Source organism: Mycobacterium sp. NGS19 (assembly GCF_059813155.1).
In genome coordinates this window covers 271,966-295,823 of the sequence record NZ_JCALEB010000002.1, presented here as the reverse complement: position 1 = coordinate 295,823, position 23,858 = coordinate 271,966, and the positions used below count along the sequence as shown (strand labels likewise).

The 23,858-nt window shown below is 66.0% G+C and carries 25 protein-coding genes; 18 read left to right on the top strand and 7 right to left on the bottom strand.

All coding sequences use genetic code 11. The features are described from left to right. Positions 1-83 precede the first annotated feature (83 nt). Together cmrA and AC5Y4N_RS06865 are read left to right on the top strand one after the other, a co-directional pair. On the top strand, positions 84-890 hold the full coding sequence (cmrA, locus tag AC5Y4N_RS06870; protein ID WP_499905734.1) for a mycolate reductase: 807 nt from the start codon (positions 84-86) through the stop codon (positions 888-890). Positions 891-986: 96 nt separating this feature from the next. Then, positions 987-1,817 carry an SDR family NAD(P)-dependent oxidoreductase gene (locus tag AC5Y4N_RS06865; RefSeq protein WP_499905737.1) on the top strand — a complete coding sequence of 277 codons (831 nt, stop codon included), beginning with the start codon at positions 987-989 and terminating at the stop codon, positions 1,815-1,817. A 78-nt stretch (positions 1,818-1,895) separates the two neighbouring features. Here AC5Y4N_RS06865 and AC5Y4N_RS06860 read toward each other — a convergent pair whose 3' ends face one another. Next, positions 1,896-2,735, bottom strand: coding sequence for a phthiotriol/phenolphthiotriol dimycocerosates methyltransferase (locus AC5Y4N_RS06860; RefSeq protein ID WP_499905739.1), 840 nt, complete (start codon positions 2,733-2,735; stop codon positions 1,896-1,898). A 97-nt stretch (positions 2,736-2,832) separates the two neighbouring features. Here AC5Y4N_RS06860 and AC5Y4N_RS06855 point away from each other — a divergent pair, with 97 nt between their 5' ends. Then, positions 2,833-4,326, top strand: coding sequence for a flavin-containing monooxygenase (locus AC5Y4N_RS06855; RefSeq protein ID WP_499905741.1), 1,494 nt, complete (start codon positions 2,833-2,835; stop codon positions 4,324-4,326). 12 nt (positions 4,327-4,338) lie between these two features. Here AC5Y4N_RS06855 and AC5Y4N_RS06850 read toward each other — a convergent pair whose 3' ends face one another. Together AC5Y4N_RS06850 and AC5Y4N_RS06845 are read right to left on the bottom strand one after the other, a co-directional pair. Beyond that, positions 4,339-5,148, bottom strand: coding sequence for a phthiotriol/phenolphthiotriol dimycocerosates methyltransferase (locus tag AC5Y4N_RS06850; RefSeq protein WP_499905743.1), 810 nt, complete (start codon positions 5,146-5,148; stop codon positions 4,339-4,341). Positions 5,149-5,160: 12 nt separating this feature from the next. After that, a complete protein-coding gene (locus AC5Y4N_RS06845; protein WP_499905745.1) occupies positions 5,161-6,528 on the bottom strand; it encodes a cytochrome P450 in 1,368 nt (455 codons plus the stop codon). 195 nt (positions 6,529-6,723) lie between these two features. On the opposite strand from AC5Y4N_RS06845, the gene AC5Y4N_RS06840 reads away from it, so the two are divergent. Both AC5Y4N_RS06840 and AC5Y4N_RS06835 read left to right on the top strand, forming a co-directional pair. After that, complete coding sequence (locus AC5Y4N_RS06840; RefSeq protein WP_499905747.1) at positions 6,724-8,637, top strand: hypothetical protein; 1,914 nt, start codon at positions 6,724-6,726, stop codon at positions 8,635-8,637. After that, on the top strand, positions 8,638-9,501 hold the full coding sequence (locus AC5Y4N_RS06835) for a class I SAM-dependent methyltransferase (protein WP_499905750.1): 864 nt from the start codon (positions 8,638-8,640) through the stop codon (positions 9,499-9,501). Between the two features lie 13 nt (positions 9,502-9,514). Here the strand turns inward: AC5Y4N_RS06835 and AC5Y4N_RS06830 are convergent, their stop codons facing one another. Continuing rightward, the gene (locus AC5Y4N_RS06830; RefSeq protein WP_499905753.1) at positions 9,515-9,814 is read right to left on the bottom strand and encodes a YciI family protein; all 300 of its coding nucleotides are present in this window, start codon (positions 9,812-9,814) and stop codon (positions 9,515-9,517) included. After that, positions 9,811-10,617: a DUF3109 family protein gene (locus AC5Y4N_RS06825; protein ID WP_499905756.1), complete on the bottom strand. Its 807-nt coding sequence runs from the start codon at positions 10,615-10,617 to the stop codon at positions 9,811-9,813. Before AC5Y4N_RS06825 ends, AC5Y4N_RS06830 begins: the two co-directional genes overlap by 4 nt. Positions 10,618-10,629: 12 nt before the next feature. Between AC5Y4N_RS06825 and AC5Y4N_RS06820 the strand changes: the two genes are divergently transcribed. The 9 genes from AC5Y4N_RS06820 (at position 10,630) to AC5Y4N_RS06780 (ending at position 18,023) form a co-directional block, all read left to right on the top strand. Then, on the top strand, positions 10,630-11,679 hold the full coding sequence (locus tag AC5Y4N_RS06820; protein WP_499905760.1) for a Ppx/GppA family phosphatase: 1,050 nt from the start codon (positions 10,630-10,632) through the stop codon (positions 11,677-11,679). A gap of 3 nt (positions 11,680-11,682) precedes the next feature. After that, on the top strand, positions 11,683-12,591 hold the full coding sequence (locus AC5Y4N_RS06815) for an Rv0497 family membrane protein (protein WP_499905763.1): 909 nt from the start codon (positions 11,683-11,685) through the stop codon (positions 12,589-12,591). A gap of 15 nt (positions 12,592-12,606) precedes the next feature. After that, complete coding sequence (locus tag AC5Y4N_RS06810; protein WP_499905764.1) at positions 12,607-13,452, top strand: sugar phosphate isomerase/epimerase family protein; 846 nt, start codon at positions 12,607-12,609, stop codon at positions 13,450-13,452. An 8-nt stretch (positions 13,453-13,460) separates the two neighbouring features. Then, on the top strand, positions 13,461-14,288 hold the full coding sequence (locus tag AC5Y4N_RS06805) for a thioesterase family protein (protein ID WP_499905765.1): 828 nt from the start codon (positions 13,461-13,463) through the stop codon (positions 14,286-14,288). Between the two features lie 21 nt (positions 14,289-14,309). Continuing rightward, positions 14,310-15,164 (top strand): pyrroline-5-carboxylate reductase, encoded by an 855-nt coding sequence (gene proC, locus AC5Y4N_RS06800; protein WP_499905767.1) that lies wholly within the window; start codon positions 14,310-14,312, stop codon positions 15,162-15,164. 139 nt (positions 15,165-15,303) lie between these two features. Next, a complete protein-coding gene (locus AC5Y4N_RS06795; RefSeq protein ID WP_499905770.1) occupies positions 15,304-15,564 on the top strand; it encodes a helix-turn-helix domain-containing protein in 261 nt (86 codons plus the stop codon). 120 nt (positions 15,565-15,684) lie between these two features. Continuing rightward, the gene (locus AC5Y4N_RS06790; protein ID WP_003402602.1) at positions 15,685-15,786 is read left to right on the top strand and encodes a 30S ribosomal protein bS22; all 102 of its coding nucleotides are present in this window, start codon (positions 15,685-15,687) and stop codon (positions 15,784-15,786) included. Positions 15,787-15,845: 59 nt separating this feature from the next. After that, positions 15,846-16,919: an SDR family oxidoreductase gene (locus AC5Y4N_RS06785; protein ID WP_499905773.1), complete on the top strand. Its 1,074-nt coding sequence runs from the start codon at positions 15,846-15,848 to the stop codon at positions 16,917-16,919. Positions 16,920-16,964: 45 nt separating this feature from the next. Further along, a complete protein-coding gene (locus AC5Y4N_RS06780; RefSeq protein ID WP_499905776.1) occupies positions 16,965-18,023 on the top strand; it encodes a lysophospholipid acyltransferase family protein in 1,059 nt (352 codons plus the stop codon). Here the strand turns inward: AC5Y4N_RS06780 and AC5Y4N_RS06775 are convergent. Both AC5Y4N_RS06775 and AC5Y4N_RS06770 read right to left on the bottom strand, forming a co-directional pair. Then, positions 18,020-18,568, bottom strand: a complete 549-nt coding sequence (locus AC5Y4N_RS06775) for an FAS1-like dehydratase domain-containing protein (protein WP_499905778.1) — start codon at positions 18,566-18,568, stop codon at positions 18,020-18,022. The two genes, AC5Y4N_RS06780 and AC5Y4N_RS06775, sit on opposite strands and share 4 nt — an antisense overlap. 28 nt (positions 18,569-18,596) lie before the next feature. Then, positions 18,597-19,502, bottom strand: coding sequence for an HAD family hydrolase (locus AC5Y4N_RS06770; protein WP_499905780.1), 906 nt, complete (start codon positions 19,500-19,502; stop codon positions 18,597-18,599). A gap of 38 nt (positions 19,503-19,540) precedes the next feature. On the opposite strand from AC5Y4N_RS06770, the gene AC5Y4N_RS06765 reads away from it, so the two are divergent. From AC5Y4N_RS06765 to AC5Y4N_RS06750, 4 genes are all read left to right on the top strand, one after another. Further along, entirely contained in the window at positions 19,541-19,795 is a 255-nt protein-coding gene (locus tag AC5Y4N_RS06765; protein WP_499905783.1) for a glutaredoxin family protein, read from the top strand. Positions 19,796-19,927: 132 nt separating this feature from the next. After that, complete coding sequence (locus AC5Y4N_RS06760) at positions 19,928-21,265, top strand: glutamyl-tRNA reductase (RefSeq protein WP_499905786.1); 1,338 nt, start codon at positions 19,928-19,930, stop codon at positions 21,263-21,265. A gap of 9 nt (positions 21,266-21,274) precedes the next feature. Beyond that, the gene (gene hemC, locus AC5Y4N_RS06755; RefSeq protein WP_499906341.1) at positions 21,275-22,204 is read left to right on the top strand and encodes a hydroxymethylbilane synthase; all 930 of its coding nucleotides are present in this window, start codon (positions 21,275-21,277) and stop codon (positions 22,202-22,204) included. Between the two features lie 19 nt (positions 22,205-22,223). After that, complete coding sequence (locus AC5Y4N_RS06750) at positions 22,224-23,858, top strand: bifunctional uroporphyrinogen-III C-methyltransferase/uroporphyrinogen-III synthase (protein ID WP_499905788.1); 1,635 nt, start codon at positions 22,224-22,226, stop codon at positions 23,856-23,858.

Here is a 23,858-nt window from a genome sequence, read left to right as displayed (position 1 = left end):
ACGGTCGCTTACATGCACTCTCGCGCTGGGGTCGCCTTTGCCGAACAGCCGACGAGCCCACCGAAGGGCGGTAGGATTCACTCGTGCCGCTACCTGCCCCTGGTCCCGATGCGCGTGCGGTGATCACCGGTGCTTCGCAAGGTATCGGTGAAGCGCTAGCCGTCGAATTGGCGGCCCGAGGCCACAATCTGATCGTCACTGCGCGTCGCGAAAGTGTGCTGAATGCCCTTGCTGCGCGGCTAGCCGACCAATATGGGGTAACCGTCGAGGCGCGCGCCGGAGATCTCACCGACCCTGCTCAACGGGCCGACTTGTGCACTGAATTAGCTGCGCGACACATTTCGGTGCTGTGTGCCAACGCCGGCATCGCAACGGTGGGTCCCGTCGCCACGCTTGATCCAGCCGTCGAGCGGGCCCAGGTCCAACTGAATGTCGTTGCGGTGCATGACCTCACACTGGCCGTTCTGCCCGGAATGCTCGAGCGAAAGGCCGGCGGAATCCTGATCGTCGGGTCGACCGCCGGCAATGCCCCGATACCCCACAACGCGACCTACGCCTCCACCAAAGCGTTCCTCAACACCTTCAGTGAGTCGCTGCGCGGAGAACTGCTCGGCTCAGGCGTGCACGTGACGCTGTCGGCTCCAGGTGCAGTGCGGACGGGACTGTCGGAGTATGTCGAGCCGTCACTGGTCGAAAAGTTGGTGCCCAATCTGCTGTGGACCTCGGCGGAGTACACCGCCAAGGCGTCGCTGGATGGATTGGAGCGCAACAAGATGCGCGTCGTCCCCGGTCTCCCCTCCAAGGTGATCTCGACAGTCAACCTGTACGCACCACGAGCTGTCGTCGCGCCGGTGGCCGGCAGGATCTACCGGAAACTCGGCGGCGGCTAGGCGACACCGGACTCCTGCCTGAAGTCTCCTCGTCTCGGACCGCCTCAGCCCGTGAGCCGACTACGCTCGGCACAGCTAGCTGACGGGAGTGCGCGCATGCAGGGGTTCGCTGGGAAAGTCGCCGCGATCACGGGCGCCGGATCAGGCATCGGTCAGGCGCTCGCGCTCGAATTGGCGCGGTCGGGGGCCAAGCTGGCCATCAGCGACATCGACAGAGAAGGGTTGTCGCGCTCTGAAGAACAGCTGCGGGGCATCGGTGCCGAAGTCAAGGCTGACCAGCTCGACGTCTCCGACAGGGCGGCGTTCATTGCGTATGCCGAGGAAGTCAACGACCACTTCGGCAGGGTCAACCAGATCTACAACAACGCCGGCATCTCGTTCTACGGAGACATCGAGATCAGCCAGTTCGAGGAGATCGAGCGCGTCATGAACATCAACTTCTGGGGGGTGGTGAACGGCACCAAGGCCTTTCTGCCGTATCTCATCGCTTCCGGCGACGGTCACGTGGTCAACGTCTCGAGTGCGTTCGGGTTGTTCGCGGTGCCGGGCACCGCCGCCTACGACTCCGCGAAGTTTGCCGTCCGCGGTTTCACGGAGGCCCTGGCACAAGAGATGGCGCTGGCCGGACACCCGGTGCACGTGACGACAGTCTTTCCCGGCGGGGTGAATACCGCGTTCGTGCGCAATATGACAGTGGCGAAGGAATTGGGCGACGTCGACTTGAGAGACGCGTTCAACAAGCGCATGTGGTCCACGTCCCCGGACAGAGCCGCCAGAGTCATTCTCACTGGCGTCCGCAAGAACCGTCTCCGAGTCCTGATCGGGCCGGACATGAAAGTCATCGATCTGTTGCTGCGGCTGACCGGGCCGGCCTATCAGCGGGTAGTTCCGGCGGTCATGGGAAGGTTCATGCCGGCGATTCGCTGAATCGCCACCCGCAGCAGGTCGCACGGTAACGCGACATCGCCAGAATGTGCGATTCGGTCGACCGAGATTCGTGTTTGCTCAGTCCTTCGCGAAACAATACATGCGATACGTGATTTCGCCCCGGGCGAGGTCCCGATGAAACAGAGAACCGTCGACAACGGCGAATTCGCGCCCGAAGCGGCGCGCAAAGGCCGGCAAATGGCGATTGATCACTTCCATCGAACGCTGGGAATTCTTGTTCAGTCCCCGCAGCACTTCTTCGTTGATGATCCTCATAGAGACCAGCCGCATCGGTAATGCGGCGAGTGCGGCCTCCCATTCCGGAATTCCGTCGCGGTTGCGGAAGTCGGCATAAAGGAAATGGCCGCCAGGCCGGAGCACGCGTGCGACTTCGCTGAGGAAACGCTCGAAGTCCGGATAGATGTGCGAGGCTTCGACATTGAGCACCGCGTCGAAGGACTGGTCTGGGAAGGGCAGATCCTGGGCGTCGCCCTGTACGAACTCCAGGCCCGGCAGCTTGTGCCTCTCTCGGCAGAACGCGATGCCGGCCGAGTTGAAATCGAGTCCGGTGTAGCTGGCCGGATGCAGCGTGCGGACCAGGTATGACGCCCCGCCACCATGGCCGCAACTGACTTCCAGCACGTCCTTGCCACCGATGTCGACCTGCGTGGCGGTCTGGTGATACAGCTGGATGCTGCACCGATTCGGCTCGTCGGACTCGTCGAGAGGCAGACCCATGGGCGGGTCCTCCTCGTAGCCCCAATTGAGAAACACGACGTCCTCGTCTTGGCTGAGCCGCCGGGTCATCAGGGGGTACCAGTATTTGAAGATCCTTTTGTACAAGCGAGTGGACCCGATGCGGTAAATCAGCTTCACGCTGATGTTGTCCAAGGTCTCCGATGAGGCTGTGCGAGTCATGCGGGCAAGTATGGCAGGCCGCGCGCCTCGCGTCCTCGGCAACGAGAAATACTTTGCTGTTGGTCCGCTCGAGCTTGTTCTCCACTATTGTCTCGATATGGGCGTGCAGCACTTCGACGCAATCATCGTGGGTGCCGGATTCGGCGGTATCGGCGCCGCGATTCAACTCAATCGGCTGGGTTATTACGACATCCTGATCGTCGACCGCGAGGACGATCTGGGCGGAACGTGGCACGTCAACCACTACCCAGGACTTGCCGTCGACCAGCCGTCTCCGACATTTTCGTACTGGTTCGAACCGAACCCGTTCTGGTCACGCCTTTACGCGCCCGGTGCGGAACTCAAACGCTACGCCGAGCATGTTGCTGACAAGTACAACGTGCGCCGCTTCATGCGTTTCAATACCACCGTCGAAGGCGCGCGGTGGGACGAGGACGCTCACGTCTGGCGGGTGGCGATCGCCGGCGGCGAGACGTTGACCGCCCAGTTCCTCATTGCCGCTACCGGTTTTCTCTGTCAGCCGCGAACACCCGATATCACCGGCATCGACAGTTTCGCTGGGCGCATCATTCACACCGCCGCCTGGGACGACAGCTATCCACTGGACGGTCGCCGTGCAGCTGTGATCGGCACGGGTTCCACTGGCGTACAGGTGATTCCAGAGCTGGCCAAGAAGGTGTCGGAGCTCACCGTGTATCAGCGGACGCCGATCTGGGTGTTGCCGAAGGTCGACATTCCCTTTCCGCCTGCGGTGCAACGGCTTTTTGCCCGGGCGCCGCTCACCCAGCGCGTCGTTCGATGGTTCACCGATACCACCCTCGAGTTCTCGATGGTGGTCACGATGTGGAAATATCGCTACTTCAAGCTCTTCAACAAGGCGATCGCCGCACTCTCGGCGGCCTACCGACTGATGTGGGTGCGCAACCGCGAACTGTCCCGCAAACTCAACCCGGATTTCGATTTCGGTTGCAAACGGCCGACGATCTCCAACTCCTTCTATCGTGCGTTCGCCAGGCCGAACGTGTCGCTGGAGACCAGTGGGATCGCTCGCATCGAACCCGACGGCATCGTCGCGTGCGACGGGACCAAACGGTACGTCGACACGTTGGTGCTTGCTACCGGATTCGACGTCTGGGAAGCGAATCTGCCCGCGATCGAGGTAATCGGCCGGGAAGGAAGAAACCTCGGAAAGTGGTGGCGGGAAACGAAATTCCAAGCTTACCAGGGGATATCGATTCCCTACTTCCCGAACTTCTTGACCATGGCGAGCCCGTACTCCTGGGTCGGGTTGTCGTGGTTCAACACCGTCGAGTACCAGATGCGCCACATGGCAAGGCTTTTCAGTGAGGTTCAACGGCGTGGCGCTCGCACGTTCGAGGTCACCGAGCAGGCCAACGCCCGGTTCCTCGACCGGATGACAGAGTTGCTGCAAGACTCGGCTTTCGCCCTGGGCAACTGCGCAACGTCTCGTTCGTACTGGTTTAGAAACCACACGGGCACAGGGGAAGCACCGCTGTTCCGGCCCACATCGGTGCGCAGCGCCGTCAAGGAACAGGACCGGTTCCCGTTGTCGGACTACGTCATCGCGTGACGACGATCAGGTTCAATCTTTGGTGAAGCAGTACATCCGGTACTCGATCTTGCCGGTTTCGATGTCGCGGTAGAGCCCGGTGCCCGGCACGCCGGCGAATCGGCGCCCGAAGGGCCTCAGCGGAGCAGGCAGCAGCCGGCCCACCAAGTCGATCGATCGCGCAGAGTTCTGCTCCAGTCCGCGTAGCACTTCCCGATTGATGACCCGCTTGTCGAGTTGGCGCATCGTCGTGTCGGCCAGCGCCGCGTCCCAGCCGGGAAACTCGCTGCTGCCTCGGAAGTCGGCGTAGAGGAAGTGTCCTTTCGGCCGGAGCACTCTCACCACTTCAGCGAGGAACCGGGAAAGGTTGGGATAGGCGTGCGAGGCTTCGATGTTGATCACCGCATCGAAGGATTCGTCGTCGAAGGGTAGCTTCTCGGCGTCACCGTGCACGAAACTCAGTTGGGGCACATGGTGTCGCCTGCGACAGAACGCGATGCCATCCGGATTGAAGTCGAGTCCCGTGTATGCGGCCGGATGCAACGTTCGCGCCAGGTACGAAGCTCCGCCGCCGTGGCCGCAACTGACTTCCAGCACCTCTTTGCCGCCCAAGTCGACCTGCGTCGCGACCCGATGATAGAGCTGGATGCCGAACCGGTTGCGCTCGTCGGATTCGTCGAGCGGTAGCTGCATCGGCGGATCCTCTTCATACCCGTAATTGAGGCAGGTGAGATCTTCCGCGTCGAGTCGGCGGGTCAACGAGGGATACCAGTAGTTGTTCATGAATGCCTTGAACAACTTGACTCCGGCGTCGGAGATCTTCTCGGTGGGAGCGATTGCCATGCCAGGACCCTCTCAGCCGACCTTGTCGGACAACGACATATCTTCTTGTTGTTGGTGACGAGACGCTGCGCCCGTTCGTCGATGAACCACTGCCCGTGCACCGCGGGCCGGCACGATCGCCACCCCGCGGTAGCGCCGCCGTTCTCCCGGCGCGTCGGTTGGGCTGAACCGGAATTCGCGCAGCAAGGTGCGCAACGCAACGTCCATTTCCATGTGAGCGAAACCTGCACCGAGGCAACGGTTTACACCGCCGCCATACGGTATCCACCTGAACGCTTTCGGGTTGACGCCCACGAATCTATCCGGATCGAAGACGTCGGCAGCGGGGAAATTCTCCTCGGACTCGTGAGCGAGTTGAAAGTTCACCATGACATTCGCGCCTTCTGGAAGAACCCACTCGCCCAGGCGGATTCGCGTCGTGGCCCGCCGTAGCGCAGCTTCGATCGTGCCGCGTGTGCGTTGCACTTCATAGATTGTCGCCTGCCGCAGTTCGTGCCCACCGGCGTCCACTTCGTCGACCAGCCGGGCCAATACGCCCGGATGCCGGCGCAACCGCTCGATGGCCCAGGCCAATTGCGACGCTGTCGTTTCGTGTCCGGCCGCGACCAAGGTGAGAAGTTCGTCGGCGATGTGGCGGTCCGGGATCGCTTCACCGTTTTCGTATCGGGCCTGCAGCAGAAGTGCGAGCACGTCGGTGCGCGATTCCAGTGCGGGGTCGGCGCGGGCCGCGGCGATGAGTGAATCGATGACGGCGTCCATCCGGCGCCGATACCGCGCCAACCGCCCGCCCGGGCTCCACCGACCGAGGTCACGACCGACGACAGAGGGCAGGAGGTGAAGCAGCGAGCCCACTGTGATCATCGCCGGGATCACGTCACGGAGTTCGTCGAGCGCCTGTTTCTCGTCGCCGAACACCGCGCGCAGGATGGCGTTGAGGGTGAACCGGCTCGTGGAGGGCAGGGTTTCGAATTCGCGGCCCTCCGGCCAGGTCGCCGTCTCGCGCAGCACTTCTTCCTCGACGATGCGCTCGTAGCTTCTGACCCGCTTCCCGTGGAACGCCGGGAGGATCAGCTTGCGGCGCTCCGCATGTTCGGCACCGTTGAGGCTGAACGTCGATCCGGGCCCGAATACGTGGCCCAGATTCGTCGGGCGTTCGATCAGATCGCTGCTGGTGCTGAAGATGTCTTTGACGAGGACCGGGTCGCTGATCACCACGGTCTTGCCGAACACCGGCAAATTGATCATGAATGTGCTGCCGTAGCGACGGCGCAGGACGGGAACCGCCTCGCACAGTGCGGTCAGCAGCACGATGCCCTGCACGGTCTTCGGGATACGCGGCTGCGGGGGGAGCCGCACCGGCTCACTGGTCGCGGTGGCCATGTCGTCCCCTCTCGGTGCCGGTATGTCAGAGTAGTCGATCGCGACGATTGATCGAGCCCGAGATGAATTTTGATTTCGGCGCGACAGCGCCCAAAAACTCGATAGCTAAGTAAGATTCGCTCGCGCCCGTGGATAGCAGACCCGTCGTCGACCAAGCAGTGCGCTGGTCAATGGCCTGGAGGAAGATCCCGGTGAATGCTGCTTGCTGCAGTTGGCCGAAAAGTAGTGAATTCGATCGACCGATCACGCGTCATGATCGGTCGTTCGCTGGGGCCGGATTTGTGCTTCTTCAGCGAGCGAATATCTCCGAACGGGTGTCATGAGGGCGTTTGCCGGGGTAGGTTCAGGCCTACCGCAGCAAACATCGAGTTGGAGATTTTCATGCCCGCTGCCGTTCGTTCGCATTTGATGTCCGGGGTTGCAGTGATCGGGGCCAGCGTCATCGCGCTCGCACCCGTTGCGCCGACACCCGAATCGCACGCCGCCAGCGTGCCCGAGCGGCGCGTCGCCAGCATGGAGGTGCGGCTGGCAGCCGCGTCGATCTTCAACGTGCCGGTGAACCTGCTGACTGACCTGGTGAACGTGCCGTACAACGAGACCCAGGCTTTGAACAACATGGGCGCGGCATTGCTGTTCAGCGGGCCATGGTTCGTCGTGCACGCGAACAACATCTGGGGAGTGGATCCCGGAGACCCCCCGAAGTACGAGGCGTTGATCAACTCTCTGGTGCCGTTCCCGGCGCTGTCCGGGATGGGAAGCCCGACCTACCAGTGGGATGCGGGGCTGGGTCAGCAAATCACCGGATACCTGGCCGCAGAGCTTCCGGTGAGCAAGTATTGCGCCGCAAACACCTGCCCGCCTAATGTGCCCATCAGCCCCATTACCGGCATCAGCGGTATCGACCAGAATATTTGGAATGTGCTGTTGTTGACCGGGCTCGTGAAATTCCCGCTCGTCGACAACTGGTTCAAGGTTCCGACGTCAGAGCTGGTGTCCGGGTACACCTTTGGGCCGAACTACACCGGCTATGCCGATCCCAGTGGCGTGGTTTATCCCTTGCTCGGGTTCGAAGGAACCCATGTCGATCCGGTCACCGATGAAAATGTGATGCCGTGGGCCGATTCGACGTACAAGCTCGATCTGTCGAAGCCCTTCCAGAATTACTTCGACCATTTGATGGCCGACCCGTCGACCAACCCGATTCAGTTCCCCGACTTGGTGCAAGTGGGCCGAGCATTCCAATCGCTCCTCGCAGGTATGGTGGTCGCCTTCGATCCGTTCACCCCGGGAAGTGCCCTCTGCCCGGGCAACTGCGGCTTCGTCAAAGCTGCGGGCATGGATTACCCGGACATCGTGAAGGCCATCGGTCAGCTGTGGCCGGGTAACCCGGTCATCGACGAATGGGTGGAGGCCTATAAGGCCGGTACGGCCAACGTGCCTACGCAGGAGCAAATCGACCGTGCTGTCGAGCTGAACAAATGGAGTTTCTGGTCATTCGGCAATCCTAGCCTGCCACCGGAGTTGAGCACCGGCTACAACCCCAGCGACCTAGCGCCGTTCTTCCACAAGTTGTGGACGGATCTCGGTTTCAATCCGCCTCCGCTCAACACCGACACCGTGCCGAACCAGCAATCGACTCCGAACACGAATCAGCTTCGCGCACTGCAGGTTTCGAGTGCGACGCCACAGCAGCAACAGGAAGCGGCTTCGCCCGGCAACGACGAGAACGCGAAATCCCCACAGCTGCAAGGCAATGACGAGAAGACGTCGCAAATCGGCAAGGGCGAGAAGACTGCTACCGGCGGCGATCCCAGCCCGGGGCTGAACCTGAATCGCATTCTGCCGCAGTGGAGGAAACCCGCTACCCCGGGAGCGGATCCGAAGGGCTCGACGCCGGATACGGCGGTTACTACGAACACCGGTAACACCAGCGCGAGCGGTTCAGATCCCACCGGCAGGACCACGCCGAGCGGGCCGCCGAAAACCCGTAACCTGCCCTCGCTGAACGACGTAGTGAGGAAAGTGCTTCCGCACAAACCCAGCAACACGAGCCCCCGTAAGGATGCCCCCGCCGGTGCGTCCCGCAACAGTGGCGCCGGCGACAACTAGTTGTTCGACGTCGGCCCGGAGGGCCCCGGACTGAACGCGGGTGCGAAGATCCCGGTCGACGACCTGGCTCCTGTCGAGAAGACCGCGCTGCTCACGCTGTATGCGCGAGCGCTCGACAGTCGTTGCAGCCGACCGATTTTGGCTGACCCGACCGCCGACGCAGTGGTGCGAGCGCTCGATCACGACTTCGGCGCGTTGAAGGTCGGGGCGGCTGTCCGATGCCCGGTGGCATTGCGCGCGAAGCTACTCGACGAACGGGTGCGGTACTTCACCACCGAGCACCCCGACGCCGTCGTCGTCGACCTCGGTGCCGGGCTGAGCCATGGCATCGTGCGCAACCGCCCTCCCGCGACGGTCGATTGGTACAGCGTCGATCTGCCTGCCGTGATCGCGCTGCGCGAGGCGGTGTTGCCTGCGCATGCCCAGGAACGCCGCGTGGCGGCGCGCATCGGTGATCCCGGATGGGCCAACGTAATTCCGGCCGACCGGCCCACCATCCTGGTCGCCGATGGCCTGACGGGATTCTTGAGTCAGCCGGTCCTCGTCGATTTCTTCCGCTCGATAACCGACCACTTCCGCACCGGTGAGCTCGCCTTCAACGACTACGGCCACATCGGCAGAGTCAGCCGGACAGCGTTGAAGCTCGTGCCGCAGAACACCGGCAAAGCATTCGCCAACGCGGGGTTCGCTGACCCGGGATGGCCGCAGCGGTGCAACCCCCGGCTGAGACTGGTGGATGACATCAGTCTGATGAAAAGACCTGAGGTGCAACTGTTTCCGCGACCTCTACGGCTCGGCGTCCGGCTGTCGGGCCATGTCCCGGTGCTGGCGCGCAAGTGGCGAATTCTCTGTTACCGATTCTGAGTCGCATGGACTCTCAACCGGTGATGCCGCCCAGGATCTCGGCGACGTCGAACGTCGCGATCCCGGCCGCGATCACCGGATCTTTCTCGCCCAGCTCCACGACCTCGGCCTGGCTGCCCGCGCGCACCACCCCGAGCCCCCACACCCCTTCGGGGTCGGCGACGGGACCGTAGACCACCACCCACCCGGCGTTGAGCAACTCGTGCCAGTACGCGGCATGCCGGGCCATGGCGTCCTGCTCCTGGGCCGTCATCGTCTGCGCGAAGTCGGCGCGGGGCGGCAAGAGCCGGAACAGAAACAGCTTGTCGCTCATCGGTCGGTGCCGGCCGCGCGGGTCGCCGGGTGCACCACCATCAGCCCAAGCTTCCTGCGCCGCTTGCACATTGCGGCCAGCTCCGCGTAAGCCTTTTCGCCCAGAAGCTCGGTCAGCTCGGCGGCCATCGACTCCCACACCTGTTTGCGCCCCACGTGCACGGCGGGATCGCCGGTGCAGTACCAGTGCAAGTCGTGACCGCCCTCGCCCCAGCCGCGGCGGTCGAACTCGGTGATCGTGGTCTTCAGAATCTCGGTGCCGTCCGGCCGCGTCACCCATTCCTGGCTGCGCCGGATCGGCAGCTGCCAGCACACCTCCGGCTTCATCGTCAGCGGCTCCACACCCAGCCGCATCGCCTTGATGTGCAATGCGCATCCGATCCCAGCGGGAAAACCCGGCCGGTTCAGGAAGATGCAGGCGCCCTTGTATTTCCGGGTGCGCCACTGCGGTTCGCCGTCGTATTCGTCGAGCTCCAGATAGCCCTTGCGGCCCAGCCCCTTTTCGCGGAACTGCCAGTCGGCGTCGGTCAGCTGCGCGACGGCGTCGTCGAGCTGTGCGCGGTCGTCGTCGTCGGTCAAAAACGCCCCGTGCGAGCAGCATCCGTCGTCGGGACGTCCCTCGACCGTGCCTCGGCAGGCAGGCGTGCCGAATACGCACGTCCAATGCGACAGCAGCCACGTCATGTCCGCGGCGATCAGGTGTTCGGGATTGTCCGGGTCGTAGAACTCCACCCATTCCCGGGCGAAGTCCAACTCGACTTCCCCGGGGTGTGTGCCAGTCACAGAAGTCCAAGGTAGACGCATTAAGTTGGAAACGTGCGATTGGGCGTGCTCGACGTCGGAAGCAACACGGTCCACCTGCTCGTGGTGGACGCGCGGCGCGGCGGGCACCCCACTCCGATGAGTTCGACGAAGGCGTCGCTGCGGCTGGCCGAGGCCATCGACAGCTCCGGGAAACTCACGCGCAAGGGCGCCGACAAGCTGATTTCCACTGTCGACGAGTTCGCGAAGATCGCGGCCAGTTCCGGCTGTACCGAGTTGATGGCGTTCGCCACGTCGGCGGTGCGCGACGCGAAGAATTCCGAGGACGTGCTGGCGCGTGTGCTGGCCGAGACCGGCGTGGAGCTTCAGGTGCTCAGCGGCGTCGACGAGGCGCGGCTGACGTTCCTGGCGGTGCGCCGCTGGTACGGCTGGAGCGCTGGGCGGATCATCAACATCGACATCGGTGGCGGCTCGCTGGAACTGTCCAGCGGCGTCGACGAGGAGCCCGACGTCGCAATGTCGCTGCCGCTGGGGGCGGGCCGGCTCACGCGCGAATGGCTGCCCGACGATCCGCCCGGGCGCCGGCGGGTCGCTATGCTGCGCGACTGGCTGGATAATGAACTGGCCGAGCCAAGCCGTACCCTGCTCAAAGCGGGTCCGCCGGACCTGGCCGTGGCGTCGTCCAAGACTGTGCGGTCGCTGGCCCGGCTGACTGGCGCGGCGCCCTCAGGAGCGGGGCCGCGCGTAAAAAGAACATTGACGGCGACCGGACTGCGGCAATTGATCGCATTCATCTCGCGGATGACCACGGCCGACCGCGCCGAACTGGAAGGAGTGAGCGCCGAGCGAGCGCCACAGATCGTGGCTGGAGCGTTGGTAGCCGAGGCAAGCATGAAAGCCCTGTCGATAGAAACCCTGGACATCTGCCCTTGGGCGTTGCGGGAGGGCCTTATTCTGCGGAAACTCGACAGCGAAGCTGATGGAACGGCTTTTGTCAGCGGAGCTGACAAGAAGGCGGCCGTCAGCGGAGCCGACAAGCGGGCGGTGGAGACCTCGGTGGCAGATGCTTCTCACGTGGACCTGAAACGACGGGCGGGCGACTGAGCCATGACCGGACCCCACGACAGCTCCGATACTCGGCCTATTTCGGTCGCGGAGTTGCTGGCGCGGAACGGGACCATCGGCGCCCCGCCGGTCGGTGGGCGTCGGCGCCGGCGCCGGGGCAATGCGGACGCGGTCACCGTGGCCGAACTGACCGGCGAGATCCCGATCGTCCGCGACGAGGCACCACCCGCCGAAGCGCCCACCGACACGAACGGCGCCACCGAACCTGTCGCCGAGACCGCCGAGCCGGGCGCTGAGACTACTGAGGACGGCGCCGAGGAACTCGTCGCCGCCGACGTGCCCGCCGAAGAAATGGTTCCCGACCCCATCGACGTGGAGGACGTGCAGGACGTCGAAGACGCGCAAGGCGTAGAGGACGCGCGCGACGACCTCGACATCGAGGTGGAGGAGGACGCTGAGGGCCGCGACGCCGCGGTCGCGGTCGAAGAGGATCGGGCCGATCTCGCCGAGCCGCCGACATACCTGCACGCTGTGCGCGAGCCGCTGTTCGGCGGCCGCTCGGACGACGAGCTGCTGCGCCGCGGCGACGAGCCCGACGCGGTCGCCGACTCGGTGACCGAGCTGCCCGACGTGCCCGGGGAGACCACCACCGCCGAGGATTACGACGACGAGGCGCCGCCGTCGAGGCTGCAGCAGATCGGCCACAGCGCGCTGATCGTGCTGCAGTCGATCCTGGCGGTCGCATTCGGCGCCGGGCTGTTCATCGGCTTCGACGAGCTGTGGAAGTGGAACAACATCGTCGCGCTGGTGTTGTCGGTGCTGGTGATCTTGGGCTTGGTGGTCGCGGTCCGCATCGTTCGCAAGACCGAGGACATCACCAGCACGCTGATCGCAGTGGCGGTCGGCGCGCTGGTCACCCTCGGCCCGCTGGCACTGTTGCAGTCGGGCTAGCGCGCCGGGAACCCTGTGCGCCCAGCGATCAAGGTTGGTCTGTCGACCGCCTCTGTCTACCCGCTGAGAACCGAGGCGGCTTTCGAGTACGCGGCGCGGCTCGGCTACGACGGCGTCGAACTGATGGTGTGGGCCGAGTCGGTGAGTCAGGACGTCGACGCCATCGCCAAACTGTCGCAGCGTTACGGCGTGCCGGTGCTGGCCGTGCACGCGCCATGCCTGCTGATTTCGCAGCGGGTTTGGGGCGCCAACCCGGTTCCCAAGTTGGACCGCAGCGTGGCCGCCGCCGAGAAGCTGGGCGCCCAGACCGTCGTCGTCCACCCCCCGTTTCGCTGGCAGCGCCGCTATGCGGAGGGCTTCGCCGAACAGGTCGCGCGGCTCGAGGAGTCCAGCGACGTCGTCGTCGCGGTGGAGAACATGTTCCCGTTCCGCGCCGACCGGTTCTTCGGCGGCACCCAGGCGTCGATCGAGCGGATGCGCAAGCGTGGCGGCCGGCCCGGCCCGGCGATCTCGGCGTTTTCGCCGTCCTATGACCCGCTCGAGGGCAACTACGCGCACTACACGCTCGATCTGTCCCACACCGCGACCGCCGGCACCGACGCGCTGGAGATGGCCGGCCGGATGGGGTCGGGGCTGGCGCACCTGCACCTGACCGACGGGTCCGGCGCCTACATCGACGAGCACCTGGTGCCCGGACGCGGCACACAGCCAGCCGCGGAGGTGTGCCAGATGCTGGCCGCCAGCGATTTCGCCGGCCATGTGATTCTTGAGGTCACCACGTCCGGGGTGCGCACCGAGGCCGAGCGGGAAGCCTTGCTGACCGAGTCGCTGGAGTTCGCCCGCACCCACCTGCTGCGCTGAAGGAAACCATGACCGAATCCAGCCTGTTCTCCGACGCGATGGCCCTGCGGCCGCTGGGCGACGGCGCGTACGCGGGCGAGTTGAACAAGACCTGGACCATCGGGCCGAAGCTGCACGGCGGCGCGATGTTGTCGCTGTGCGCGGCGGCCGCCCGCGAAGCTCTTGGTGGTGAAATCGAGCCGATCTCGGTGTCGGCGAACTTCCTGTCCGCGCCGAGTCCCGGCGAGATGCGGCTGGAGACGTTCGTGCGCAAGCGGGGCCGCCGCATCAGCGTCGTCGACGTCGAGCTGATCGGCGGCGACCGCGCCAATGAGCGCGTCGCGGTGCACGCCGTGGTGACGCTGGGCGAGCCGGAGCACGTGGCGCCGCCGCTACTGTCCGCCAACCCCGTGCTGTCGTTGATGGCTCCCGAGCCGCCGTCCGACGTCGAGCCGATCGGCCCCGGCCATCCGATGTTCGGGACCGTCAACTACTGGGAGGGCATCGACGTGCGGCCGCTGTTGTCCAGCGTGCCCGACGGGCGCTCGGCGAGCAGCGAGGCGCCAGTGATCCAGATCTGGGCGCGTCCCCGGGGCATGGCCCCCGACATCCTGTTCGCGCTGATGTGCGGCGACGTCTCGATGCCGGTCGCGTTCGCGGTGGGCCGGCGTGGCTGGGCGCCGACGGTGCAGCTCACCGCATACCTGCGTGGGCTGCCTGCCGACGGCTGGCTGCGGATCATGGCCACCACCACGCAGATCGGCCGAGACTGGTTCGACGAGGACCACACCGTCGTCGACAGTCAGGGCCGCATCATTGTGCAGACCCGTCAGCTGGCATTGGTGCCGGACCACTAGAGCGTCTGGCATGCTGCTGCGGTGTCCAGAATCGCGATCATCGGTGGCGGCAACATCGGCGAGGCCCTGCTGGCCGGCTTGCTGCGATCAGGGCGGCAGGTCAAGGACATGGTGGTGGCCGAACGGCTCCCGGCGCGCGTTCGCCACCTCTCTGAGACGTACTCCGTCCTGGTGACCGGTGTGGCCGAGGCGGTGGAGAACGCGAACTTCGTCGTGGTCGCGGTCAAGCCCTCCGACGTCGAGGCGGTGGTCGACGAGATCGCCGACGCGGTCGGGCGCGACGAGGCCGGCAGCGTCGAGCATGTGTTCGTCACCGTCGTCGCGGGTGTCAGCACCGCATTCTTCGAGGGCAAACTTCCGGCCGGCGCGGCCGTCATCCGGGTGATGCCCAACGCGCCGATGGTGGTCGGCGCGGGCGTCAGCGCAATTGCGAAGGGCCGCTTCGCCTCGCAGGAGCAGCTCAAGGAGGTCTCCGCGCTGTTCGACTCGGTCGGCGGGGTGCTGACGGTACCTGAGTCGCAGCTCGACGCCGTCACTGCCGTCTCGGGTTCGGGGCCGGCGTACATCTTCCTGATGGTCGAGGCGCTCGTCGACGCCGGCGTGGCGGTGGGGCTGAGCCGGGCAGTGGCGACTGACCTCGTCGTGCAAACGTTGGCGGGGTCCGCAGCGATGTTGCTGGAGCGGCTCGACGACAACGGCCGGCCCGGCGACCTCGACACCACGCCGGCGCGGCTGCGGGCCATGGTCACGTCGCCGGCCGGCACCACCGCGGCGGGATTGGCTGAGCTCGAGCGGTGTGGCATGAGGGCTGCGGTCGCCGCAGCCGTGGCCGCGGCAAAAAACCGCGCTGGCCAGCTAGGAATTACATCAGAGTAGTTCGCCTAATTTTCCACGGATTAGCCCACACCCGTCGCAGTAATCCCACCTGTACCGCTATTCTCCTCGATGTATGCACGCGTCCGTGCCAGCGGAGGGGAAGCCGCTGGCGCCCGCGCGCCTGAAGGATTGGGTTGCGATGACGTCAACGAACGGGCCGTCGGGGCGCGATTCTGCGAGTAGTAAGCGGGATTCTGCCGCCGCCGACGTTCAGCCGGCCGCTAGAGCTCAATTTCTCACTGTCGCCGAGGTGGCCAGCTTGATGCGGGTCAGCAAGATGACGGTCTACCGGTTGGTGCACAACGGCGAACTGCCCGCGGTCCGAGTGGGGCGCTCGTTCCGCGTGCATGCCAAAGCCGTGCACGACATGCTGGAGAAGTCGTACTTCGACGTCAGCTGACCCCACAGCTTTTTTCGATCTCGCTCGTCGGTGGGTAAAGTGTCCGGGTCCCTGGGTAAACGGGACGCAGACGTAGCACTGGCAGCAGCCCCGACGGGCACATAGTAGGTAGCGGAGTTCATGGGTTCAGTCATCAAGAAACGGCGCAAGCGCATGTCGAAGAAGAAGCACCGCAAGCTGCTTCGCCGCACCCGGGTTCAGCGCAGAAAACTCGGCAAGTAAACCGGCCGCTGCGGCCCGGTTTTCCACCTGCCGGGCCCCGCTCAGATCGCTAGGCTGTCATGATGGCTTCCGCGGGGGAAAACACGTCCGACACCGCGTACCCCAACGTGGTTCTGGTTACCGGCGCGTGCCGCTTCCTCGGCGGCTATCTCGCGGCCCGGCTAGCGCAGAACCCTCGCATCAGCCGGATCATCGCGGTCGACGCGATCGCCCCGAGCAAGGATCTGCTGCGCCGGATGGGGCGTGCGGAGTTCGTCCGCGCCGACATCCGAAATCCGTTCATTGCCAAGGTAATTCGCAACAACGATGTGGACACGGTGGTGCATGCTGCCGCCGCGTCGTACGCGCCCAAAGCCGGTGGGCGGGCCGCGCTCAAGGAACTCAACGTGATGGGCGCGATGCAGCTGTTCGCCGCCTGCCAGAAGGCGCCCTCGGTTCGACGGGTGGTGCTGAAGTCCACTTCGGAGGTGTATGGCTCCAGCCCCCGCGACCCGGTGATGTTCACCGAGGACTGCACCAGCCGCCGCCCTCTGGGCAGCGGGTTCGCCCAAGACAGTCTCGACATCGAGGGTTATGCGCGCGGGCTGGGCAGGCGCCGCCCGGACATCGCGGTGACGATTCTGCGGCTCGCCAATCTGATCGGCCCGGCCATGGATACGGCACTGTCACGCTACCTGGCCGGCCCGATCGTGCCGACCGTGCTCGGACGCGACGCCCGGCTGCAGCTGCTGCACGAGCAGGACGCGCTGGGCGCGCTGGAGCGAGGCACGGTCGCCGGCAAGGCAGGCACGTTCAACATCGGCGCCGACGGAATCATCATGATGTCCCAAGCAATCCGCCGGGCGGGCCGCATTCCGTTGCCGGTGCCCGGGTTCGGGTTGTGGGCGGTCGATTCGCTTCGGCGGCTGAACCATTACACGGAGATCAACCGCGAGCAGTTGAACTACCTGAGCTTCGGCAGAGTCATGGATACCACGCGGATGAAGACGGAACTGGACTACCATCCCAAGTGGTCTACGGCCGAGGCGTTCGACGATTACGTTCGCGGTCGCGGACTCACACCAATCATCGACCCTCGGTGGGTACGCTCGCTGGAGAGCCGCGCGGTGGCGACCGCGCAACGATGGGGGTAGACGCAACCACACACTCGAGCAGACGGGTGGGAAGAGGTATCGATCGTGTCGGGTGAGCCGAAGGCGAAAGTGATTCCGCTGCATGGGAATCCGGGGGCGGCGCAGCGGGCCGCCCAGCGCGCCGAGGCCTCGCGCCGACATCCCTCGGTGCTGTCCGACCCGCAGCACCAAGCCGCCGCTGAAGATCTCGCCGCCGTCGTGCGGGAAATCGACGCGCACCGAGGCGCCGCCGGCGGCCCGGCCGAGAAGCCGGAGGAGCCCAACGAGCTGGCCCGGCGGATCGGTGCGGTCGCGGATTTCGTCCGTCGCCGCCTCACCGGCGACTACAGCGTCGACGAATTCGGATTCGACCCGCACTTCAACGACGCAGTCGTGCTGCCTTTGCTGCGAACGTTGTTCACGTCGTGGTTCCGCGTGGAGGTGAGCGGTGTCGAGAACCTCCCGGACACCGGAGCCGCGCTGGTCGTGGCCAATCATGCCGGGGTGTTGCCGTTCGACGGGCTGATGGCGTCGGTGGCCGTGCACGACAAGCATCCGTCGCACCGGTCTTTGCGGCTGTTGGCTGCCGACATGGTCTTCGACAGCCCGCTGCTGGGGCAGGCCGCGCGCAAGGCGGGGCACACGATGGCGTGCACCGCCGACGCGCACCGGCTGTTGGCCAAAGGGGAACTGACCGCGGTCTTCCCGGAGGGCTACAAAGGTCTGGGCAAGCGGTTCAAGGACCGCTACAAGCTGCAGCGGTTCGGCCGCGGCGGGTTCGTGTCAGCGGCGCTTCGCACCAAGGCGCCGATCATCCCGTGCTCGATCGTCGGCTCCGAGGAGATCTACCCGATGATCGGCGACCTGAAGCTGCTGGCCAGGCTGTTCGGGCTGCCGTACTTTCCGATCACCCCACTGTTCCCGCTGGCGGGGCCGGTCGGCATGATCCCGCTGCCGTCCAAGTGGTACATCGAATTCGGCGAGCCGATCGTCACCGCCGATTACGACGACTCCGCGCCGGAAGATCCCATGGTCACATTCGAGCTCACCGACCAGGTGCGCGAAACCATCCAGCAGACGCTGTACCGGTTGCTGGCCAACAGGCGCAACACGTTCTTCGGTTAACCCTGCGGCTCAGCCGACTCCGGCGCTTTCCCTAGCGCTTTGGCGATCATCGCGTCACGGCGCGCGGCGATCGCGGCGACCACCTCGTCCGGCTCGCCCTCGTGCAGCGCCTCGCCGATCACGGTCACCACGCTGGTGATCACGGGCTTGCCGTCGGCGTCGGTGACCTCGCCGCGAATTTCGGTGACCACGGTGCCGTGCGACTCGATCACGTTGTCGAGATAGGAGTCGAAGAACAGCTTGTCGCCGGCCAGGATCGGCCGGTGGAACATGATCTTCTGGTCGCGGTGCAGCACCCGCTCCATGTTGATCGGCACGTCGAAGTTCTTGAAGATCTCCAGCTGAACCTTGCGGCCCGCCACCGTCAGGAATGTCAACGGCGCCACCAAGGCCGGGTAGCCAAGTTCAGCGGCAGCTTCTTCGGAGTAGTGCGCCGGGTGCTCGTTCTGCACGGCGCGCGCGAACTCGCGGATCTTTTCGCGGTCCACCGAGAAATAGTCGGGGTAGCGGTAGTGCGTACCGATGATCTCTTCAGCTATGGCCATAACGCCGCGAGCCTATCTAATGCCGGTTTCACTGCTCGCCGTGGCGGCGCGACGCGATCGCGGCCAGCGCGCCACCCGCCGCGCCCAGCGCCAACGCAGACGGCACCCCGATGCGGGCGGCTTTGCGTGCGGTGCGAAAGTCGCGGATCTCCCAGCCGCGTTGCCGGGCCAGAGCGCGCAGCGCATGGTCCGGGTTGATGGCGACGGCGGTCCCGACCAGCGACAGCATCGGCACGTCGTTGTAGCTGTCCGAGTAGGCCGTGCAGCGCTTGAGGTTCAGACCTTCCCGGATGGCCAGCGAGCGCACGGCGTGTGCCTTGCCGCTGCCGTGCAGGATGTCGCCGACGAGCCGGCCGGTGAACACGCCGTCGACGGATTCGGCGACGGTGCCCAGCGCGCCGGTCAGACCCAGCCGCTTGGCGATGATGTTGGCCAGCTCGTACGGCGTCGCGGTGACCAGCCACACCTGCTGGCCGGCGTCGAGGTGCATCTGAGCCAGCGCTCGCGTGCCCGGCCAGATCTTGTCGGCGATGATCTCGTCGTAGATCTCCTCGCCGAGCGCCACCAATTCGGCCGTCGAGCGGCCTTCGATGAACGCCAGCGCCTTTCGCCTGCCCTCGGCCACGTCGTCGCTGTTCTCTCGACCGGTGAACTGAAACTTGGCCTGCGCGTAGACGAACCGAAGCAGGTCGCTGTAGTTGAAGTACTTGCGGGCGGCCAGTCCCCGGGCGAACAGCACCAGGGACGAGCCCTGCACCAACGTGTTGTCGACGTCGAAAAACGCTGCGGCCGTGAGGTCGACGGGCGGGGGCGGCGGACCGGACTGCGCCGGTTCGGGTAGTTCGGCGTGGCGGGCCACATCGGCCGCGAGGTCGGCGACGGCGGCTTCTGCGCTGGCGTTGCCGGCGACATCCTGAGAGGCGGATTCCGTCACCGTTCAACAGTAGGACACCGACCGCGGATACTTGCGACGTGAACAGGCGGGTGACGTTGCTGACGCGGGACGGGTGCGTGATGTGCGAGCAGGCCCGGCGGCGGCTTCGCGAGCTTGCCGACGAGCTGGGCTTCGAGTTGTCGGTCACCGACGTCGACGCCGAGGCGGCCGACGGCCGACCAAGCCTGCGTGCGGAGTTCGGTGACCGGCTGCCGGTAGTGCTGCTCGAAGGGCGTGAGCACAGCTACTGGGAGGTCGACGAGCTCCGGCTGCGTGCGGACCTGGCGCGTTGACCTTCACCCAGACTGACGCCACCGCGGGAAAGTGCGAGAGCGGGCCGCGCGGAATACCGTTTCGGGAAAAGGCGGAGGAATTTGGTCGGCTAACCATCAAACGATTACCGTGGATACCGTGGTGATTCGGCCGTGAGCGTGCTGCTTTTCGGGGTGTCGCACCGCAGCGCGCCAGTAGCGGTGCTCGAGCAATTGAGCACCGACGAAGCAGATCAGGTGAAGATCGCCGACCGGCTGCTGCAGTCGTCGTTGATCACCGAGGCCATGGTGCTGTCCACGTGCAACCGCGTCGAGGTGTACGCGGTCGTCGACGCGTTCCATGGCGGCCTGTCAGCGATCGGCCAGGTGCTCTCCGAGCATTCGGGCATGTCGCTGCAGGATCTGACCAAATACGCCTACGTGCGCTACGCGGAAGCGGCCGTCGAGCACCTCTTCGCGGTCGCCAGCGGGCTGGATTCCGCCGTGGTCGGCGAACAGCAGGTGCTCGGGCAGGTTCGGCGGGCCTACGCGGCCGCGGAGGCCAATCGCACGGTCGGGCGGGTGCTGCACGAACTGGCCCAGCGTGCGCTGTCGGTGGGCAAGCGCGTGCACAGCGAAACCAGCATCGACGCTGCCGGCGCCTCGGTGGTGTCGGTGGCGCTGGGCATGGCGCAAACGCGGCTGGACGGGCTGGCCGGCCGCACCGCTGTCGTCGTCGGCGCCGGTGCGATGGGAGCGCTGTCCGCCAAGCAACTGGCCCGCGCCGGCGTGGCCCGCGTGCGCGTCGTCAACAGGTCGCTGCCGCGGGCCCGCAGGCTGGCCCACAATCTCCGCGACGTCGGCGTCGACGCCGACGCGTGGTCGCTCGATCACCTGTCCGGCGTGCTCGCCGAAGCCGATCTCGTCGTCTGCTGTACCGGCGCAGTCCGTCCGGTGGTTTCGCTCGCCGACGTGCACCGCGGACTGGCACACGGCAGTGAGCGGCAGCTGGTGATCTGCGATCTCGGCATGCCCCGCGACGTCGACCCGGCCGTCGCCGGGCTGCCCGGCGTGCACGTCGTCGACATGGACCGCATCCAGCGCGAGCCGTCGGCGCGCGCCGCCGCGGCCGACGCCGAAGCAGCCCGCCTGATCGTGGCTTCTGAAGTCGCGCAATACCTTTCGGCTCAGCGGATGGCAGAGGTCACCCCGACCGTCACCGCTTTGCGTCAGCGCGCCGCCGAGGTGGTCGAGGCTGAGTTGCTGCGACTGGACAACCGCCTGCCCGGTCTGGACGGCGCCCACCGCGAGGAGGTCGCGCGCACCGTGCGCCGGGTCGTCGACAAGCTTCTGCACGCCCCGACCGTGCGGGTCAAGCAGCTCGCCAGCGCGCCGGGCGGCGACACCTACGCCGAGGCGCTGCGTGAGCTCTTCGAACTCGACCCACAGGCCGTCGACGCCGTCGCGGCCGGCGAACTGCCGCTGACGATCGAACCGGAAGCTCCCAGGTAGCGCTTGACCATACGGATCGGCACCCGGGGCAGTTTGTTGGCCACCACCCAGGCCGGTGCCATCAGAGACGCGCTCATCGCGCGGGGCCACGCGGCGGAACTGGTCACGATCAGCACCGAGGGCGACCGGTCGGCTGAGCCGATTGCGACGATCGGCGTGGGCGTGTTCACCGCAGCACTGCGCGAGGCGATTCACGACGGCCGCGTGGACATGGCCGTGCACTCCTACAAGGACTTGCCGACCGCCCCGGACCCGCGGTTCACGATCGCCGCAGTTCCCCGGCGCGAAGACCCGCGCGACGCGCTGGTGGCCCGGGACGGTTTGGTGCTCGGCGAGTTGCCTGCGGGCTCGGTGATCGGCACGTCGAGCCCGCGGCGGGCTGCACAGCTTAGAGCATTGGGTCTCGGTTTGGAAATCCGCCCCCTAAGAGGCAACCTTGATACCAGGTTGAACAGGGTGGTAAGCGGTGATCTCGACGGCGTCGTGGTGGCCCGGGCGGGCTTGGCCCGCATCGGACGCCTCGCGGATGTGACTGAGACGCTCGAGCCGGTGCAGATGTTGCCCGCGCCGGCTCAGGGTGCGCTCGCGGTCGAGTGCCGCAGCGGCGACACCAAGCTCGCGGCGCTGTTGGCGGAGCTCGACGACGCCGACACGCGCGCAGCGGTCACCGCGGAACGAGTCCTGCTCGCCGAACTGGAGGCGGGTTGCTCCGCGCCGGTCGGCGCGATCGCGGAGGTGGTCGAGTCGATCGACGAGGACGGCCGCGTCTTCGACGAGCTGTCACTGCGCGGCTGCGTGGCGACGCTGGACGGATCCGACGTGATCCGTGCGTCCGGGATCGGAACGCCCGGGCAGGCTGCGGAGCTTGGCCGCTCTGTTGCCGCCGAGCTGTTCGAACTGGGTGCCCGGGAGTTGATGTCCGCGCGTGAGCGCGAGTAATGGGTAAAGCGAGGTAAAGATGACGCGAGGGCGGAAGGCCAAGCCGGGACGCGTCGTGTTCGTGGGTTCGGGGCCCGGCGACCCGGGCCTTCTGACGGGGCGGGCACGCCAGGTACTGGCGTGCGCGGAGCTGGTGTTCACCGATCCCGACGTGCCGGCCGAGGTGTTGGCGCTGGTCGGGACGACTCTGCCTGAGCCGCCGAAGCTGTCGTCGCCGGATCCGGGCATCACCGACGACACGGTGGACCCGAACCTGCCGTCTGTCCCCGAGGTGCGCCCCGCGCTCGGCGACCCGGCCGAGGTGGCCAAGACCCTGGCCGCCGAGGCGCGCGCCGGCATCGATGTGGTCCGGCTGGTGTCGGGTGACCCGCTATCGGTGGACGCGGTGATCACCGAGGTGCAGGCCGTGGCCAAGACGCATCTGCATTTCGAGATCGTTCCTGGTCTGCCCGCCAGCACCGCGGTGCCGACGTACGCGGGGCTGCCGCTGGGTTCGTCGCACACCGTCGCCGACGTGCGCGACCCCAATGTCGACTGGGCGGCGTTGGCGGCGGCGCCGGGCCCGCTGATCCTGCAGGCCACCGCCGAACACCTGGCGGAAGCCGCCCGCACGCTGATCGACTACGGGCTCGACGAGACCACGCAGTGCGTGGTCACCGCCCACGGCACCACCACCCAGCAGCGGTCGGTGGAGAGCACACTGCAGACGCTGACCGACACCGCAGCGCTGGGCGCGTCGGACCCCGCCGGACCATTGACGGGCCCGCTGATCGTCACGATCGGCCGCACCGTCGCCCACCGCGCGAAGCTGAACTGGTGGGAGAGCCGGGCGCTGTACGGCTGGACGGTCCTGGTGCCGCGCACCAAGGACCAGGCCGGCGACATGAGTGAGCGGCTGATCGGGCATGGCGCGGTGCCCATCGAGGTGCCGACGATCGCGGTCGAACCGCCGCGCAGCCCCGCGCAGATGGAGCGGGCCGTCAAGGGCCTGGTCGACGGGCGCTACCAGTGGGTGGTGTTCACGTCCACCAACGCGGTGCGCGCGGTGTGGGAGAAGTTCGGCGAGTTCGGCCTCGATGCCCGCGCGTTCTCTGGTGTGAAGATCGCCTGCGTGGGACAGGCCACCGCCGACCGGGTGCGGGCATTCGGGATCACCCCCGAACTGGTGCCGTCCGGCGAGCAGAGTTCGCTGGGGCTGCTCGACGAATTCCCGCCCTACGACGACGTTTTCGACCCGGTCAACCGTGTGTTGCTGCCGCGTGCCGACATCGCCACCGAGACGTTGGCCGAGGGATTGCGCGAACGCGGTTGGGAGATCGAGGACGTCACGGCGTACCGCACGGTCCGCGCGGCACCGCCGCCGGCCGAGACCCGGGAAATGATCAAGTCCGGCGGCTTCGACGCGGTCTGTTTCACGTCGAGTTCCACGGTGCGCAACCTGGTCGGGATCGCTGGCAAGCCGCACGCCCGCACGATCGTGGCGTGCATCGGGCCGAAGACCGCCGAGACCGCGGCCGAATTCGGGTTGCGGGTGGACGTGCAGCCGGAGGTGGCGCAGATCGGGCCGCTGGTCGACGCGCTGGCCGAGCACGCTGCGCGGCTGCGGGCCGAGGGCGCGCTGCCGCCGCCGCGTAAGAAGAGCCGCAGGCGGTAG